The sequence below is a fragment of the Sulfitobacter sp. JL08 genome, assembly GCF_003352045.1.
Lineage (GTDB): Bacteria > Pseudomonadota > Alphaproteobacteria > Rhodobacterales > Rhodobacteraceae > JL08.
The window spans coordinates 1,352,416-1,369,375 of record NZ_CP025815.1; the positions used below are offsets into that span (position 1 = coordinate 1,352,416).

The 16,960-nt window shown below is 52.9% G+C and carries 12 protein-coding genes; 4 read left to right on the top strand and 8 right to left on the bottom strand.

Going from position 1 to position 16,960, the window contains the following annotated elements; all coding sequences use genetic code 11:
• Nucleotides 1-13 precede the first annotated feature (13 nt).
• From C1J05_RS06795 to C1J05_RS06830, 8 genes are all read right to left on the bottom strand, one after another.
• On the bottom strand, nucleotides 14-3,931 hold the full coding sequence (locus tag C1J05_RS06795; protein ID WP_162797948.1) for a response regulator: 3,918 nt from the start codon (nucleotides 3,929-3,931) through the stop codon (nucleotides 14-16).
• Complete coding sequence (locus C1J05_RS06800) at nucleotides 3,921-4,886, bottom strand: type IV pili methyl-accepting chemotaxis transducer N-terminal domain-containing protein (RefSeq protein ID WP_114869583.1); 966 nt, start codon at nucleotides 4,884-4,886, stop codon at nucleotides 3,921-3,923. The genes C1J05_RS06795 and C1J05_RS06800 overlap by 11 nt, the downstream gene beginning before the upstream one ends.
• A complete protein-coding gene (locus C1J05_RS06805) occupies nucleotides 4,883-6,130 on the bottom strand; it encodes an ammonium transporter (protein ID WP_114869584.1) in 1,248 nt (415 codons plus the stop codon). The genes C1J05_RS06800 and C1J05_RS06805 overlap by 4 nt, the downstream gene beginning before the upstream one ends.
• Before the next feature lie 76 nt (nucleotides 6,131-6,206).
• On the bottom strand, nucleotides 6,207-7,457 hold the full coding sequence (locus C1J05_RS06810) for an ammonium transporter (protein ID WP_114869585.1): 1,251 nt from the start codon (nucleotides 7,455-7,457) through the stop codon (nucleotides 6,207-6,209).
• Between the two features lie 43 nt (nucleotides 7,458-7,500).
• Nucleotides 7,501-7,866 (bottom strand): response regulator, encoded by a 366-nt coding sequence (locus C1J05_RS06815; protein ID WP_114872168.1) that lies wholly within the window; start codon nucleotides 7,864-7,866, stop codon nucleotides 7,501-7,503.
• A 48-nt stretch (nucleotides 7,867-7,914) separates the two neighbouring features.
• Nucleotides 7,915-9,399 carry a response regulator gene (locus tag C1J05_RS06820; protein WP_205389145.1) on the bottom strand — a complete coding sequence of 495 codons (1,485 nt, stop codon included), beginning with the start codon at nucleotides 9,397-9,399 and terminating at the stop codon, nucleotides 7,915-7,917.
• Between the two features lie 8 nt (nucleotides 9,400-9,407).
• Nucleotides 9,408-11,144 carry a hypothetical protein gene (locus C1J05_RS06825; RefSeq protein ID WP_114869587.1) on the bottom strand — a complete coding sequence of 579 codons (1,737 nt, stop codon included), beginning with the start codon at nucleotides 11,142-11,144 and terminating at the stop codon, nucleotides 9,408-9,410.
• Between the two features lie 4 nt (nucleotides 11,145-11,148).
• A complete protein-coding gene (locus C1J05_RS06830; protein ID WP_114869588.1) occupies nucleotides 11,149-13,128 on the bottom strand; it encodes a cyclic nucleotide-binding domain-containing protein in 1,980 nt (659 codons plus the stop codon).
• A gap of 584 nt (nucleotides 13,129-13,712) precedes the next feature.
• Between C1J05_RS06830 and C1J05_RS06835 the strand changes: the two genes are divergently transcribed.
• The 4 genes from C1J05_RS06835 to C1J05_RS06850 all read left to right on the top strand — a co-directional run bounded on the left by C1J05_RS06835 (nucleotide 13,713) and on the right by C1J05_RS06850 (nucleotide 16,928).
• The gene (locus C1J05_RS06835; RefSeq protein WP_114869589.1) at nucleotides 13,713-14,756 is read left to right on the top strand and encodes a helix-turn-helix domain-containing protein; all 1,044 of its coding nucleotides are present in this window, start codon (nucleotides 13,713-13,715) and stop codon (nucleotides 14,754-14,756) included.
• Nucleotides 14,757-14,912: 156 nt separating this feature from the next.
• A complete protein-coding gene (locus C1J05_RS06840; RefSeq protein ID WP_114869590.1) occupies nucleotides 14,913-15,944 on the top strand; it encodes a glutamine synthetase beta-grasp domain-containing protein in 1,032 nt (343 codons plus the stop codon).
• A 20-nt stretch (nucleotides 15,945-15,964) separates the two neighbouring features.
• On the top strand, nucleotides 15,965-16,174 hold the full coding sequence (locus C1J05_RS06845; RefSeq protein ID WP_114869591.1) for a hypothetical protein: 210 nt from the start codon (nucleotides 15,965-15,967) through the stop codon (nucleotides 16,172-16,174).
• A gap of 172 nt (nucleotides 16,175-16,346) precedes the next feature.
• On the top strand, nucleotides 16,347-16,928 hold the full coding sequence (locus C1J05_RS06850; RefSeq protein ID WP_205389155.1) for an MASE1 domain-containing protein: 582 nt from the start codon (nucleotides 16,347-16,349) through the stop codon (nucleotides 16,926-16,928).
• Nucleotides 16,929-16,960 lie beyond the last annotated feature (32 nt).

Genomic DNA, 16,960 nt, shown 5'->3' on the forward strand with positions numbered 1-16,960 from the left:
AATTCCTAACGCTCTATCGATTAACCAGCGACAGTATTTCTTCCAATACGCCCTCCACATCTCCGCCAGATTTTTGCACGACATCGCTAACACTGGTCTGAAGGCGTTTTCGGTCTTCGGTGTTCAGTTCCATCGCTGTAACAATAATTATTGGAGTGTTGGCTGATGGATGGTCGCTTGATCTGAGCCTTTCCAGAAACTCAAACCCATCCATGACCGGCATCATGAGATCCAGCAGAATAAGTTCGAATTCATGCTGTTCTGTTTTCCCAAGCGCAATCTTTCCGTTCTCCGCTTCGTCGACCTCCCAGCCGTCGCCTTGAAGCGTGCGTACCATCGTTTCGCGAGCAGCCGGATCGTCTTCAACGACAAGCGCTGTCTTTTGACCGCTCGACGCATACTTTTTAACAAGCCCTGACAGCCTGGCCTTATCAACAGGTTTTTGAAGGGATTCAACGGCACCAAGTGAGTAACTCATGGCCTTGTCTCCAACCATCGAAATCATCACAACCGGAATATCTTTCAATGTGTTGTCAGCCTTAAGTCGGCGGAGGACTGTCCAGCCGTCCATTCCGGGCATCATCACATCCAGCGTTATAAGGGCGGGCATGTGTTCCGCTGCTAGAGCCAAACCTTCAGCGCCTGACTTGGCCAACAACACCGAACAGCCTTCTGCTTCCAGGCGTTTCTTCAGAAGCTCACGAGCCAATGCCTCATCATCAATGACAAGGACTGTGTTTCGATCAGAAGCGTCCTCAATTGGCTGACTTGAAGCCGTTTCCGTCCCTTGGTCCGGTGAGGAAGGCTCGGGCGTTGCGTCTGAAATGCGCGCCTCCTCTTCAAGACCTTGGTGCTTCTTTGCGGCTTTCTTGGGCAGTGTGACGATAAAACTTGAACCCTGCCCAATTGTACTTTCGACACGGATGCTGCCGCCCATCATTTCGCAAAATCTCTTCACGAGGGCGAGCCCTAGACCGGTTCCACCGTAATCGCGTGTCGTAGATTCATCCGCTTGAGAGAATTCCGCGAATATGTGCTCAATCTTGTCTTCAGGGATTCCGATCCCGGTATCGGTGACCGCAAACCGAATTGCCGGTTCATTAGATATGGAGGCCGCATTGGCAGAAAGAGTAATCTTTCCTTCCTTTGTGAACTTCGCGGCGTTGGAGATCAGATTGAAGAGGATCTGGCGAACTTTCGTTACATCGCCGTGCATGGAGCCTAGTTCCTGATCGACATCCAGAACGAGCTCATTGGCGTTCTTTTCGATTAGGCTAAGTGCTGTACTAGCAACGTCTTCTGCAATGTCCTTGACGGCGAAGTCTTCAAGGAACAAATCCATTTTTCCAGCTTCGATCTTGGAGAGGTCCAGCACGTCGTTAATCAGGGACAGAAGATGCTTACCAGCGTTGGTAATCTTGTTCAGATCGCCGAGCATGTCTTCTAGCCCGTCATCTTCAGCATCCTCCGCCAACATTTCTGAGTATCCAATGATCGCATTCATCGGTGTGCGAAGTTCGTGGCTCATATTTGCAAGGAACGCGCTCTTTGCTTCATTCGCCCGTTCCGCCTGCTCACGCGCCTCCTCGGCTTTTCGTTCCAGTTCCAAGCGTTCCGTTATGTCTTCGACGAGCCCGATATAGAAGATTTCATCTCCGACTTGAACTTCCTCAACCCGCGCCTCCAGTTTGAATACCGATCCATCTTTTCGAACGGCGTTAACGATCCGACTTTGACCAACAACCGTTGACGATCCACCTTGAACCCGGCGCTCAAGATAAAGGTCGTGCTCAACGGCGACGCTTGTTTCCATCAAGATCTTGATGTTCTTTCCAAGAATGTCCGACGCATAGTAACCAAAAATTTGTTCAGCAGCCGAGCTGAATGTCTCAATTGTTCCCTTTCTGTCAATAGAAAGGATACCAATGGGACTGGCTTCAATAATCTTCGATATTCTCTGCTCACTAAACGCGAGATCGCCTTGAATCTTCTTTAAGTTTTCGTTCTGTGCAACGAGCTCAGCTTCGTTACGCTTGATCGTTGTGATGTCGGTAACGACCCCGACGAGTCCTCCTCCGCTGATTGGCGTTGTTCTGATTTCAATCGTCCGGCCAGCCGCCGTATTGAGGACAGCGTTTGAGGAGTGGCCCTCGGCGAGGGCTTCCATCCGCGTACGGATTAGCTGTTCAGTATCTCCAAGCCCGTAGTCACCGTTTTCCGCGTGCCAGCGAATGACCTCCTCTTCCGGCTGCCCCGGTTCGACCAGCCTTGAGGGCAGCGCAAGCATCTCGGTGTAGCGCTCATTTGCCAGGACGTAATTCATGTCGGCATCAAGCATGTAGATGCCGTTCGACATCTTCGACAACGCAAGCTGAAGCTGGGCCGAAGCCTCGTTTAATTCGGTCGTCCGTGCAGCCACGGTTGATTCCAACATCGACTTTTGGTTTTCAACTTCCTCAAGAGACTGAATAATTGATAAGCGTAATGCCTCGAAATTCTGCGCAAGCTCGCCAATCTCGTCGCTTGTTTGCACCTCAATGGGCTCGTCAAGTTCGCCAGCGGTTAGTCTCGCGGTGCTGCCAGACAGCAGCCTTAGTGGACGGGTGAGTGAAATTGAAAACAGATAGGACGCATAGATTGCGATGGCCAGAACTATGGAAGCGACCAAGATCAATCGGTCGATCAGTTGATCCGCATCGTGCAGGGCTTCTTCGCGATCGATCTCGCTCATAATGACCCAATCTAGCCCCGACATCTCAAGCGGGCGATATGAGGACAAGACTTCGACATTTCTGTAGTCGGGGAAGATCTCTGTTCCGGTGCGTCCTGAGAGAGCTGCCCGCGTTCCAACGGTATCGACCTCTTGCAAGCCAACGGAACTGTTCGTCCGTTCAATTTGGTCGATGATCGAGCTTGAAAGGCCAACCTCACCGATCAATTCGAGATACTCTTCTCGATCTTCGATCAGAAATCTCGACTGATTGCGCAAGAGCTTGTCACGGCCAACAAGATATGCTTCGCCGGATTCACCCAAACCAACGTCGCTCCAAGCCTCGTTGGAAGTCATGATCGCGTTGATCCTGCTGAGAGGAAGTTGTACGGCAAGCACCCCAATCGGTATTGCTCCATCGTAAACGGGCAGAGCGGCGAAAGCCGCCGGTGCATCGAATGAGGGGACATACGGTTCGAAATCGGCGAGGATGACTTGACCAGGACTGGCAGCCATCGCTGCCGTTACTGCTTGTGCGAGGTTCGTGTTTGAATGCGGGCCGTCTAATAGGCTCGTGCCAAAATCGATTTCACGTTCAACGGAGTACACAATGCGGCCGTCATCAGGTTCAACCAGAAAGACGTCATAAAAACCGAAACGGTTCTGAAATTCGCTTAGTGGCTGATCCAATTTTGAAAATGCAGACCCAAAATATGTTTCAAATTGCGCCTCATCCACAAGTCGTGGATCGACGATGTACTGGTTCTGCAGAAAAATCGCCAATCGGTCCTGGGGTAACAGTTCGTCGATCAGAGTATCATCTGCAGTGGAACCGGATTCCATCTCATACCGTTGTAGAAAATCCTCAAAGTAGTATTTCGTTAATTTATCTTGAGATTGCGATGTTATGAGTTCATCGGACGTCTTTAGATAAACGACACCCCGTCGCAGTTTTTGGAGGTGCTCTTTCAGAGATGCGCTTTCCGCAATGAAGTTAAGCTCATCCTCGACTTGGGAGAAATAGCCCTCAATTTGTTGCGCTTTGAGCTCACGAACGGCTGTCAGTCTTTCGAACGCCGCACGCTTCAGGGCTTCATTGGACGAGTATCCAGCCAATACGGCCGCGATACAGACAGCAGCCATGGAAATGACTATGCTGATCGCCGCCAGTTTGGTGCCGATCGTCAATCCCATTTTTGAGATTGGCCTTTCAGTCTTCATATCCCTGCTCCCTTCCTGCGGCGGCCTCTTCATATAGCAGAACTATTGCGTTCATCCTCTTGAGAAGATCTTCTGCTTGTTTGTCGACATCGAGGATGTCACCGGTAACCTGAGTTCCGGTGGACCTTGTGTTAGTTGAAATAAACTCCCTAAGCGCCGCCCAGTCACCTTGAACTGAGTTTAGACGTTCAATGACTGGCTGAGATTTTGCATCTTTCAGCGCTCCAGGTGTCACCCGGTTCAGAATATTCAGCGATATGCTAAACCTGTTCATGATTCTGAAGAGTTCCTGACGGGTATCAGGTGACGCTAATCCGCTACGAGAGAGGCATAGCAACAGAACCAGCCTTTGAGTAAACATGCGCTGTCGACCTGAGATATTGATGAGCATGGCCATTTGCTCGGAAAGCTCTGCGCTTTTGTAAACTCTCTCGATCAGGTTGACCGCGGCATCCATTTCGGCAAGCGCAGGACCGTTGAGGTCCGAAATCGCCTGCAGATGCGCTTGCTCGACGCGTCGGCGCTCGATCGCATCACGGATGGTCTGGCCATACGGGGAGAAGGCATTGTTCGCGCGTGTCAGCGCACTCAAAACCGAGGCATTGGTTTCCGGCTCAAGTCCGAGCTCGTCGTCCCCGTCCTTCAACCCAGCTTCGGCTATCTGATGCAGCGCCACTGTCTCTGCAGCAGCCGCAAGAAGTGGGGCTGGATCGGGGTTCTGATAGGCAAGACAGACAAACTTTCCGGCTCGCTGGATCAGCATCCGCTGGCGGCCTGACAAGTTGATTCTGCGAGGCCCATCAGAACGCTCTGCTTGCGCGAGCAGATCCCTCGGATGTACCAAAAGCATCGAGGCAAAGACGCCGCCGCCCATAAGCAGCGCCCGGCGTTTGAAGAGCTTCTGGAAAGACTCCATTCCACCATATCCCGTTCTGTTGACAGAGTTCTTGTTCATGGCCTTGTTCCAACGGGCGTTGATATTGAAGCTTGCAGTTCACTCTCCTGATGAATCCCGAGCTCAGAGATATTGAGCCCGGAGATTTCATCCTCCCTGGTCACCCTGAACCGGAAAATCGCGTTGCCAGCCGAGAAGACCAGAAAGGCCATTCCGAAGGTCCAGATGCCGTAGACAAGGACACCGAGCCCCTGAACTCCGACCTGTTCTAGGCGGCTCAGGCCTGTGTCGAGGGTGTCAAGATCCCCGTAGAGACCGGTTGCCAGTGTGCCCCATATCCCGGCCCCCAGGTGCACAGGGACTGCCCCGACCGCATCGTCGATCTTCAGGGTTTCGAGGACCTGGCTGACAAAGACGACGATCATGCCGCCAACCAGGCCAATCAGGGCAGCGGATCCTGTCGAGACGGCGAAACAATTCGCGGTAACGGCGACTAGCCCACCCAGTGCGCCATTGATGAACTGATCAACGTCGAGCCGCTGGTTGACCGCATAGCGAAGCCCACCGGCCGAAATGGCGCCGACGCATCCCCCGACAACCGTGTTGATCAGGATCGACGGCACAGTGTCATCCAGCACCAATGTGCTGCCACCGTTGAAGCCAAGCCAGCCGATGAAGAGAAGAAGAGCGCCAAGTGTGGCGGTGGGCATGTTTGACGGGGTGATGGCCTGGGCGTCCGAGCCGTCATCAAAGCGCCCCAAGCGCGGGCCGATAATCAAGACAAGCGCGAGCCCAGCCCAGCCGCCAACGCTGTGAACCACCGTCGAACCGGCAAAATCCACAAACCCCAAATCCGCAAGCCAGCCCGATCCTTCTGCTATGCGACCGGCCCAACTCCAGTGACCTGCAACGGGATAGAGAAGCCCGGACACGATTATAGCGGCGAAGAGATATGCGCCAAACTTCATCCGCTCGGCGACGATCCCCGATAGGATCGTGACCGATGTCACACATAACATCACTTGGAACAAGAATAAGACCGCAAGAGACGGGGTGGCCTTGGCGAAATCGAGTGCGAATAGATCCAACCCGATCCACCCTCGATAACTGAGACCATACATCAGCCCAAAGCCCACAAGCCAGAACGCCAGGACCGACACACAGAAGTCACAGAAGTTCTTGATCGCGACGTTGATATTATTCTTCGAGCGGGTCATTCCCGTTTCGAGGCAAAGAAAACCCGCTTGCATCAAGAACAACAAGGCACTGGCGATGACCACCCAAAGAAGATCAATGTCCTCCATCAACCGATCCTCCGCCGGAAGAAGCGGTGGCTTTGCAGTTGCCCTTTAGTCGCGACATATCGAGCGCGTAGAGGTTTCATCCGGCGCTCGCAAATGAATGTCGTTCTGCAGTCGTCATCTCACTTTCGTGCTGCATCCCATGTTCCGAGATATTGAGTCCGACGATCTCTTCTTCTCTGGTCACCCTAAAGCGGAAGACCGCGTTGCCAGCGGAGAAGACCAGAAAGGCCATACCGAAGGTCCAGATGCCATAGACAAGCACGCCCAGACCTTGGGCGCCGATCTGTTCGAGGCGGCTCAGCCCTGTGCCAAGGGTTTCGAGATCACCGTAGAGCCCGGTTGCCAGAGTGCCCCATATCCCGGCCCCTAGGTGCACGGGGATTGCGCCGACTGCGTCGTCGATCTTCAGGGTCTCGAGGATCTGGCTGACAAAGACGACGATCATGCCGCCAACCAGGCCAATCAGGGCAGAGGATCCTGTCGAGACGGCGAAACAATTCGCGGTAACGGCGACTAGCCCACCCAGTGCGCCATTGATGAACTGATCAACGTCGAGCCGCTGGTTGACCGCATAGCGAAGCCCCCCTGCCGACATAGCGCCGACGCATCCCCCGACAACCGTGTTGATCAGGATCGACGGCACGGTTTCGTCCAGCACCAATGTGCTTCCACCATTGAAGCCAAGCCAGCCGATGAAAAGCAAAAGAGCGCCAAGTGTGGCGGTGGGCATGTTTGACGGGGTGATGGCCTGGGCGTCCGAGCCGTCATCAAAGCGCCCCAAGCGCGGGCCGATAATCAAGACAAGCGCGAGCCCAGCCCAGCCGCCAACGCTGTGAACCACCGTCGAACCGGCAAAATCCACAAACCCCAAATCCGCAAGCCAGCCCGATCCACCAGCGCCGTCAAGGCCAGCCCAACTCCAGTGCCCGGCAATTGGATAGAGAAACCCCGATACGATCACCGCGACGAAGAGATAGGCCCCGAACTTCATCCGCTCGGCGACAATCCCAGAGAGGATCGTGACCGCGGCCCCACAAAACATCACTTGGAATAAGAAGAAGACAGCAAGAGACGGGGACGCCTTTGCAAAGTCGATGGAGAACAGGTCCGATCCGATCCACCCTTGATAACTCAGCCCGAACATAAGACCGAAGCCGAGAGCCCAGAAGACCAGCGTGGACAGACAAAAATCAGCGAGGTTCTTGATCGCGACGTTGATGCTGTTTTTTGAGCGGGTCATCCCGCTCTCAAGGCATAAGAACCCACCCTGCATCAGGAAGACCAGCGCACTGGCAAAGATGACCCAGAGCAGATCAATATTCGACATCAGACGAACTGCCAGAGGCAGCGAGTATTGGTGCCTTGCAGCGTCACGCGTTTAGCCATTGTTCAACCTTTTCAAGAAGTCGCTTTATGTCGACCGGCTTGGTATCATAGTCATCGCAACCCGCACCCAGGGCCTTGTCACGATCACCCGCCATGGCATGTGCTGTCAGCGCGATAATCGGAATGCTCTTTGTTTGGTCACTGGCTTTGAGGTGCCGTGCCGCGTCCCAGCCATCCATGACCGGAAGGCTCATATCGAGCAGAATTATGTCGGGGCTTTCCTCTGACGCCATCTCGACACCGCGCTGGCCGTCAAACGCCATCACGACGTCGTAGCCCTTCTTCTTGAGCCTGCGAGACAGCATGTCTCGGTTCATCTCATTGTCTTCAACCAGAAGAATTTTTGCCATCTTGTCTTCCCTTTCTTTTATTCCTGACCAGAACATCGGTACGAAACCTTAAGCTGCGTCTGTTTCCGTCGATGTATCCGCTGCCAGCCGAGCCTCAACGAGTTTCCGTAGATGCATCTCGAGCATTGAATCGAGTTGTTCCTCTGTTTCAAACATATGAAAAGCTCCGATATAGGAGCCGTCTTCGCCAATCAGCCAGCGATCGAGATACCGGGTGAGCTTGTCGATCTGGTCGAGCCTGTCGAGAACAACGTCACGATCCTCGAGCGACAACGTCGGCGCCCCCTGCTTTCTGTAGAGAAGCATCTCCGGAGAGCCTTGCTGCTTAAAACCGCCTAGTGCGTCCTCGAATTCAAATGCCGTACCAGATTCGTATCGGGTCCCGTCAGGTCTCAGGATCGTATCAGGTAGAGGCGAGCCGATGCGAGACCAAAGAATACCAACGTAGATTTCCGTCTCATGCGGTGGGTGGATCTGAGCCTGGAAAGTCTCAGAAGCCAGCATGGGCTCCTCTTCCCAGAGAATTGGGATCAGATAGGCACGCCCAAAGAATTCCTCGTTAAGACGCCCAATCACAGTTTTTGCCACTCGCCGTTCGGGAATGACGTCGCCGGGTGAAGAAATGAATATTCTGAATTGCTTTGAGATGTTCTGGCGGAGGCGGACCTTTTCAAGACAAGCACTGATCCGCGCTTGAAGCAGGATCGGATTGAACGGCTTAAATATGTAGTCTTCGGCACCCTGAAGGATACAATCGACCATCATTTCAATATCGTCAGACGCAGACAGCATGATCACCGGGATCGTGCGCAGGCGAGAAGACGCCTTCATTCGCTGCAGGGTCTCAAGGCCAGTCAGGCCGGGCATCATGTAATCAAGCAGGACAAGGTCAAATCGATCGGTTTCGAGGAGGGCAAGGGCCTCCTCTCCGCTGGACACCGTCCGCGCCGAGTATCCCATGCGCTTAACACGCCGCCTTAATAGCTCGCGGTTTGACGGATCGTCGTCTACCAGCAAGAGTTCGCCCCCTTGGCCGATTTGACTGGTAATTATCGACATGTCTTGTTGCGGAGAGAATTTGCCTTTTTTCTTTGGCGCGGTTTTTTTGTTTGCGTTTTTTTCGAGCAAACGTTGCGGGATGTCATCTACGAGACTTAGCGCTGCTCGCCCCGCGTCGGCGATATTTTCCAGGTCAGATATGAACTCGGCTTCGTCGAGGTCTGTCGCCTCCTCGAAGATCATTTCCGAATAACCGTTTATGTGGTTGAGTTGCATTCGAAACTGAAACTGAGCGTCACCTACATTGACCTCCTCGGGCGAGTCCGTCGAAGCGCCCAAGAAATCTTCTATAAGGGCAAGCATTTTGTGACCTGCATTCTGGATTGCTTGAAGGTCTCCCGAAAATGTCTTCAGGAGATCAGGTGGCAGATCCTCCTCAATCATCTCGGCGTAGCCGATGATATGGCCTACCGGTGTGCGAATGTCGTGGCGCAACTTTGAAAGTTGCGCCTTGAAATCGCTGCTATCTTCCACCTCCTTGTTCATCCTGCAGATGGCGGTTCGTGTTCGCGGTGGTAGCGGTGTGTGCTCCACTGGACCACGTCCATGAGCGAGCGTTCCGCCAAATCCGAAATCACATCCTGTGCGTGGATAGGGTCGGAGATTGCCTCGAGACGCCGCTCAGCGAGTTCAAAAAGCTCTCCCTGATTTGCGTACTGCCAGAGCAGCTCACGCGTCGCCATTTTCGTTTGGTAGATCTCCCATATTGCAAGCCAAAGCGGCAAAAGCCCCATGAGGAAGACGACAATGGTCTTCCCATCAAGATCGCCGATATGAAAACCGTAGAGAGACTTCTTGAAAAAAAGCAGCGACACTGCACCGAGAAACGCAGCAAGAAACAGGAACTTCTTTACTGTTTCCAGACGTTCATGCTCACCGTGTAACTGGTGATGCTTTCGTGAAAAATATGCCGCTTGATCCTTGACCCATCTTTCTGATGCCGTCGCAACCCTATCTTTGGCAGGCACAGTGCTTTCGTAGGTCAAGGGTTCTGTGCATCGGATTGCATCGCCAATCCATCCGAAGCCTTTGAAACGCTCAATGCTGGTTAGTCGGAAAAGGCGCCTTGTCTGGCCTGTTGCACCACCTCCGGACAAGACGAGGAAAAATCGGATTCGGAGTGCCTCGGCCAGCGCGCGGAAGGCGAGGTGACGTCCAAACCAGCCGCGCCTTGAGCCAATGGCGAAAAGTATGAAACCTCCCGCAAACAGAGCCACATAAGCGATGAGAAACAGTTTCAGTGCGGCAATCTTAGCATAGAGCAGAAATGTCAGCCCCATCAGGGCGGCCATGAGGCCGAAAAGCTTAAAGAGACGATCCGATTGACGCTGATTTGCGAGAGCAAGTTGATCCGCACGCAGGAAATCCACGTCGATCGAGGAAGCGACTTCTGATATCTTGATATCATCCGGGGTAGAGATCGGATAGGCGGTCAGATCGGTGCCTGTTTCTGTGTCCCGTTCGATGGCATACTGGTCAAACTCGCTCCAGCGCTCCAGTACGAAATCAGGGATTTGCGGCAGGCGACAGATAAGGCCGGTAGCACCCGCCTGTACCAGATAGCTTGTCTGCACGTCGGCCTGCTCAACTTCGCCCGCCTGCCTAGGTGCTTTGATCCAAATCGCGAGGTCGGATCGATCATCGGCCAACTCGGCGTCACCGACCGCTTCGAGTTTGCGAGCCTGCCGCGTTTGTGGCTCTAAACCGGAGAGGTAGCGAACGACCACGTCGGATGATCCACCAGTAAGCCCCGTCACCTCTCCATCCCAAAGCGCGATAAGGACATTTGAACGTCTAACAAGGTAATCCATGAGCCGCGCATAAAGGGCATCACGAGACGCGTCACCTTCGTAATTGTCCTCCACAGTGCCAAAGGGAAGAGGCAACTCCTGCACTTTGACGCGCGCGTCATTTAAAAGTCGAATAAAGTCCGAGTGCGCTTCGCCCTCAAAGTCTGCCTCGTAGAGAGCACGGGGCATTGGCAGAACCGCGCGCACGGGCAATCCTATCTCAATTGCAACCTCGGTCGCGAGTGTATCGGCGCCCTGAGCCAGTCCGGTCACAAGCTCGACCGGAAGGGCAGCAAACCGTTCTCTGAGAGCCTCAAGTTCATTTCGTAGTGCCGCACGTATGTGGGCGACAGCTTCAGGATGAATGTCACGGTGCCCTGTAAGGCCAATGGTGAACACAAACCCTGATTTTGCCACTTCGTCACTCATTCTGCTATCCCTCGACTCCCAGTGCCCATTTCGGCGCTTCCAGGTCGAGTCGTTTCGAGATGTCCACAAGCGCCTCGCATTCCTTCTGGGTCGGCGTTCCGTGGACGCCTGTCATCCCGACGGCAATCGCGTGGGCGATCTGCGGTGCGCCCTTCATCTCGCTTGCCCGGTCGAGCATAGCGAAAACCTGACCGTTCCGCGCCATAACATCGTCTGAGGCCGCAAACTCGCGAAACAATTCCAACCCGTGATCAATATCCATGTGTCTGAGCAAGTCAGCCTCCGCCATAGTGCGTCGGAGAAACAGTTCTTCCTCCTCATCTACATCACCCCGGCAGGCTGCGATGATTGCAGCGCCTGCCATTGTTGCCTTGATAATATCTTCATGGCGCACCTTGGATGACAGAAGGCTCATGAAATGGTGCAAGGCCGGACGTTCCAGTAATTCTCCCACGTTCTGTCGTAGCTCTTCGGAAAGCTTTCGACGCTCTTCAGCATGCATAGCCGCCAGAAGTTCTTTGTGAGCAACCTTGGCATCCTTTTCGCGTTGCGGAGCACGCTGCGCGAGCGCGTCTTGTAGTTTGAGTTGGATTTCAGGGCTATCGGACATCAAGCTTCGGAGTGCGTCCTCGGGAAGATGTGCGACCACTGAATATTGTTCCGCCTGTGCTAGGTAATTTCGAGGTGTGCCATTCAGGAAGCTTTGCAGGCCAAATATCTCTCCACTCGGGCAATTCTCCACTTTGACTTCGTTCACTCTGTCATCTTCTATGCGCTGATGAAGCGCGACATTTCCGCTAAGGACGAAATAGAGCCCATCTGACGGCTCGCCCGGCTCATAATAGCAAGCCGGTGGATTGAGCGTTATAATTCTAGCGGCTTCGGCCAGCTGAACCAGATTTTCCTCAGTGCATTCCGAGAATATTTCTGATTTTCCGAGCTGGTCGGCGACCTTGTCTTTCCCGAAATCAGCGGCGCCTTCCCGGTCGAGTTTCTCCCACTCGTCGCCGGTACCCAGCCAATGTCGGTTGATCGCGATGCGCAGCCGATGCTTTCTCATCGCACTCCAGATAGCCATAACCATCTCATTCTGTGCATCCCACCAATGATCGTCATCATCGAAATGCCAACGAACCCTCACTTCAATGCCCTCACTGGTATATCCAAGCATATTGAAGTCAGGTTTCGGGTCACGGCGAACGAACCTCGAGTTCTCAAGCTCTTTTGCGATCGCACGAATGGCGAGTTCCGGAGGACAGGACAGTTCCAAAGTAAAAGTGAGGTAATAGCGAAACCGACTAGTGGGTTCGCTGAAGTTCAGGATGGTTCGATCAGCGACACCACTGTTGGGAAAGATATAAAGCGAGTTGGTATGGGGGTTTTTGACCGAGATCGAGCGCCAGTTGATCTCATGGACTTGACCATAAACTCCATCGATCTCGACATAGTCGCCGATACGCAAGGCCTGAGTGGCATTGAGAGCAACGCCGGAGAAGACCTCCTTGAGTGTTGATTGCGCCGCGAAGCCGAGCACCAGCGCCGCCACGCCCGATGTGGCCAGCAGACCTCCAACCGGCTCATCGTAGACGAAGTGCATAACCAGCAAGATTGCTGCAAGATAGAACGCAACCCCGACGCTTCCCGTAACAATGACTGGGACCTTCCTCTCGCCATGATCCGAGAGCAGTCCATCCCAAAGGACAACCCGAATCACACTATTTAACAGAAAGGCAAAACCGATGGCTGTCGCAGCAATAACAGCTCTCTCTACAGGTGCGACAAGCGAATCTGCACCTAAAAAACGAAGCCCGGGGCCGATTGTGAAATCGAGCAACACCAGCAAGCCAATGAGTTCCGCGGATGCTCGGATGCGGTGAACGCGCCCGGACACATACACGGTCGCAATGCGCACCAATAAAAGGGTGGCGCAGGCCAGAAGCCCAAAAAGACCCAAGGCAGGTATCACCTGTTGTATGGCATCCATTTTTCGCCGATTCCCCCCCCAAATATATTGATTATTGAATGCTAGTATGTAACGTGTTGGTGAACGGTGTCAATTTGCCGAGGGCTTTCGTAGGGAGCGGGCAGGTCGACGGAAGGCAACATAAAAAGGGAGAGGGATTTCGAGTTCAACTGGGATGACGAAGCCGAAACCAAGGCGGGATACACCGCCGCTATTGAGGCTGTGCTTGGCTTGGCCGCACAAAAGATGCCAGTCACAGAGAAGGCCGTCGCTGAGCGGCATTGACGGACATAAGCACATCCGTAGTCATGCCATGGCGTACGCTATGCGGATGATCCGTGCGCCGATGCATCCGCCAAATTGAACTTGTATTTCGCACGATCATTATTCTTTTTTTCTTTCAACTATTGGCCGCATAGACTGCAGGACATCAGGAGCCGCTACCGTCTACTTGATAAATCAGAGCATGTCGTTAGTTAACAGTCGCAATCTGTTTGTCTGAGAGTCTCCAGGAGACAAGGTCAAACCGCTCGATCCGGGTGAGATTTAGAAGCAAAGAACTCGAATGGGTGAAATCTGCTGAGATCGCTTCGTCGGAGTACGGAATGGCTGCATCTTACTACGTCAATACTTTTGATTTGCCGCCAGATCAGGCGCGAGCAATTTGGCGTGAGATAACCGACGAAACATACGAACTAGCTTCAGCAGCCTGTGCGGGGAACGACTATAGATTTGCCACGCGTATGTGGCTTGCACCGGATATCTTATTTTTCAGGGTCCGAGCGAAAGCGAACACCATATTCAGACCGAGCAAGCTAGTCGAGGGGCGCCCCACTCGCCTCATAAAGGTTAAACTGTATCAGTATGGCGGAGAAACCATTCAGTTAGATGGTGAGAAATTCCACTTGGATAGCAGTGCACTCCACTTTATCGATCAACATCGATCCAAAAGCGAAGCTCACACAGATCACGAACTGGTTTCGATCTTTTTACCCTATCACGCACTTGGATATGACCCGTCGACCCATCCGCCCGTCTTGAGTTTCAGCCTAGACTCCGCCCTCGGACGTTTTCTTTTGGCGAGCATTGACGCCGCATTTCAGGAGCTTGACCATCTGAGCCAAAATGAGCTTTCGGTTCTTGCAGAAAGCATCTCAGGGACGCTCAAAAGCGTTCTATCTAATAGAACGAGACATAAAAAATATAAAAATGCCCAAAATGACCAAGTTAATGCCATCAAGGACTTCATTGAAAAGAATCTTAAATGTACTTGGCTTGGCGCGGGTAGGATATCCCAAGAATTGAAACTGTCCCGAGCGACACTGTTCCGCCACCTGGAAGAATACGGAGGAGTGAACCGGTACATTGTTTCGCGCCGGTTGAGCAGAGCATATCGGGATTTGTCTGAGGCACAGCCCGTGCGAGGCGTCGTTAAGGCCGTTGCCGAACGTTGGGCATTTTCTTCACAAGCTCACTTCAGTCGGGTGTTTAAGGAAGAATTTGACGTAAGCCCCGTGTCTTTGGTCGGTCGGTGGGTTCAAAAGCCTCATGATGCGGCAGCAACGGACAACGCTCATGAGCGAGGGAACATCTCTCAATATGCGCCCGACATCGCTGCGCTAAAGTGGGCGTACGAACGTTACAGATAGTCGAGTGGCCCTTTGTTTATCCACTTGAGACTCTCAGACAAGCAGATTGCGACTGGCAACTAACGACAACCAACGAATGAAAGAGTAGAATTTTATCGGTTTGATATCGGCCAGTTGATGGCACGAATAAGTAAAATGAACTAAAGGAAGAATATCATGGGAAACGCTCGTCTCGACTACATCTGGCTGGACGGTTACGACATCGCGAACATCCGTACAAAAGCACAAATCCACCCAGATAGTTCGTACAATGGATCTGTTGAAGACACCCCGAAATGGGGTTTCGATGGCAGTTCCACTCAGCAGGCGGAGGGCCATGACTCTGACTGCATTTTGCAGCCCGTTCGTGTCTATCCGAACCCCTTCAGGCAAAACGCCTACCTCGTTTTGTGCGAGGTTTTTCATCGAGATGGGCGCCCGCACGAAACCAACACGCGAAATCTGATTGATCGAGAAGCCGAAGCTGAATTCTGGTTTGGTTTTGAGCAGGAATACATTTTGATGACCTCAAATGGTCGACCTGTTGGGTTTCCCGATGGCGGCTTTCCCGAGCCTCAGGGACCGTATTATTGCGCCGTGGGATCGCATCGCGTCGAGGCGAGAGAATTGGTTGATGAACACTGGGACGCTTGCCTAACCGCCGACCTGGGTGTGACTGGGATCAATGCCGAGGTCATGTTGGGTCAGTGGGAATTTCAGTGTTTTGGAAAGGGAGCCCTTCGTGCGGCCGACGATTTGATCGTAGCGAGGTTCCTACTTCAACTAATCACAGAGAAGTATGATCTGATTGCAACCCTCGACCCAAAACCGATCTCTGGGGATTGGAATGGCTCTGGCATGCACTCAAACTTCTCGTACGACTACCTGCGGGATGTCGGCGGACAGAGCTACATTGAAGCGCTATGCGAAGGCTTCCGCCCATTCCACCAAGATCATATCGATGTTTATGGTGCTGGAAACGAACGCAGATTGACTGGGTCTCATGAAACGGCCTCTATCGATCAGTTCAGCTTTGGAGCATCGAACCGAGGTGCATCAATCCGCATCCCGCTCTACACGACAACGCATGACTGGAAAGGGTATCTTGAGGACCGGCGTCCTGCATCTGATGCTGACCCATATCTCGTCGTCGACCGCATCATGCGCACGGTCAAAGTGGCTCACGAAAAAGCGCTAGAAGCCGTCTAGCTGCAAGGCTGGAGTGTGATATGGAGAGAATTGTAACTCAAAAGACGATGTTCGTAGGCGGGAAGGAGGTGCACGTTTCCGAACGTGCATCTGTCGCCGATGCGGCACACTCGGCCCGGGGCGAAATGAAGGCTCTCACTGATAAGCTCGGCTGGCGCATAGACTGGCAGTTCCACATTTTAGTCGCAGAGGAGAACCACGCTCTGGAATCGAAGCTCGAGGTCTTCTGAAAGCCTCTCCCTCAGCGGGCCAAGAGAAATCAGCATCAACCAAGTGGCTCGACTTCGATTTAAGGCAGTCCTCGTAGCGCGGAAAATTCACCGATCCGCAGAATTCGGGTGCTTCAGCTTTATTTCTCCGGGGTTAGGAACGCCCACTAAAGTAAGAAAGAGGGAACGGGATTTGCCCAAGTACGAAACTCAGCGGAACAGCCTACCCATAGGCCCAAAGTTTCTTGTCATATTCGTTTTGTATTTCTTTGTCAGTTTGGTTTTGGGCATACTTAGCCTGACATTAGCGGCTAACTACGACGGTGTCGCGATCATCTGGTTGCCTGCCGGTTCTGCTGTTGTTGCGCTGGTCTTTATAGATATGCGGCTTTGGCCAAGCATTGCTTTGGCATCCTTTGTTTCAAACCTGTATTTTGGATCAAACATCCAAGCCGCCGTTGGAATTGGTATCGGGAGTGCTCTGGGCGCAATTATAGCCACCTTGGCCCTGCGTGCTCTGGGCCCTTGGAATGAGCTTTCGATCTTTTTCAAAGCTCTAAAACTGGGCACCATCGGGGCAGCAATAAGTGCAAGCATTAGTGCCGGATTTGGTGTTGCATCACTTTATTTCTCAGGCATTGTGCCAGCTTCAAATATGGCAAAAAATTGGACGCGGTGGGTGTTGGGGGATTCAGTCGGGATCTTTTTGTTTAGCTCATTCATCCTGATCTATTACATGATTGAAGACCGTAAAAGCAACAATGCCGAGCCCTAACAGACGGCTAAGCGTGAGGTTTCTCGAACAAG

Coding starts and splice junctions, on each gene's coding strand:
- C1J05_RS06840 (WP_114869590.1), top strand. CDS start 14,913: ATGGGAAACGCTCGTCTCGACTACATCTGGCTGGACGGTTACGACATC.
- C1J05_RS06805 (WP_114869584.1), bottom strand. CDS start 6,130: ATGGAGGACATTGATCTTCTTTGGGTGGTCATCGCCAGTGCCTTGTTG.
- C1J05_RS06830 (WP_114869588.1), bottom strand. CDS start 13,128: ATGGATGCCATACAACAGGTGATACCTGCCTTGGGTCTTTTTGGGCTT.
- C1J05_RS06795 (WP_162797948.1), bottom strand. CDS start 3,931: ATGAAGACTGAAAGGCCAATCTCAAAAATGGGATTGACGATCGGCACC.
- C1J05_RS06835 (WP_114869589.1), top strand. CDS start 13,713: ATGGCTGCATCTTACTACGTCAATACTTTTGATTTGCCGCCAGATCAG.
- C1J05_RS06845 (WP_114869591.1), top strand. CDS start 15,965: ATGGAGAGAATTGTAACTCAAAAGACGATGTTCGTAGGCGGGAAGGAG.
- C1J05_RS06825 (WP_114869587.1), bottom strand. CDS start 11,144: ATGAGTGACGAAGTGGCAAAATCAGGGTTTGTGTTCACCATTGGCCTT.
- C1J05_RS06810 (WP_114869585.1), bottom strand. CDS start 7,457: ATGTCGAATATTGATCTGCTCTGGGTCATCTTTGCCAGTGCGCTGGTC.
- C1J05_RS06815 (WP_114872168.1), bottom strand. CDS start 7,866: ATGGCAAAAATTCTTCTGGTTGAAGACAATGAGATGAACCGAGACATG.
- C1J05_RS06800 (WP_114869583.1), bottom strand. CDS start 4,886: ATGAACAAGAACTCTGTCAACAGAACGGGATATGGTGGAATGGAGTCT.